Below are 230 nucleotides of genomic sequence, written 5' to 3'. Positions count from 1 at the left end.
CTTAACGTCATAGCGGACTGGCCGATAAACCGGGTCAGCGAACTACTCCCCTGGCGCGTAGCACTGCCAACTGAATAACACATCCCCGTCAATACGGTTCTCGCTGCACGCTTACTTTAAATCCCAGCGTGGCGCCGATTATCCGTTTCAGTTTGCCATGATCGCATTCAATCACGTTGTTCCGGTACTTAATCTGTCGGTGTTCAACGTCAGACGGGCACCGGCCTTCG

1 protein-coding gene and 1 pseudogene are annotated in these 230 nt (G+C 53.5%); one reads left to right on the top strand and one right to left on the bottom strand.

Annotated features, from left to right (window positions below; translation table 11 throughout):
• Nucleotides 1-78, top strand: a 78-nt coding sequence (locus FHC49_RS24560) for a hypothetical protein (RefSeq protein ID WP_370631740.1), incomplete at its 5' end; no start/stop codon positions are given.
• A gap of 37 nt (nt 79-115) precedes the next feature.
• Here the strand turns inward: FHC49_RS24560 and FHC49_RS24555 are convergent.
• A pseudogene (locus FHC49_RS24555) lies at nt 116-230 on the bottom strand (IS6 family transposase); the annotation flags it as partial.

Origin of the sequence: Kluyvera sp. EC_51, assembly GCF_019584505.1 — a bacterium.
Classification (GTDB): domain Bacteria; phylum Pseudomonadota; class Gammaproteobacteria; order Enterobacterales; family Enterobacteriaceae; genus Kluyvera; species Kluyvera sichuanensis.
Note: the sequence above shows the minus strand (reverse complement) of the source record. Positions and strands in the feature narration are given on the sequence as shown.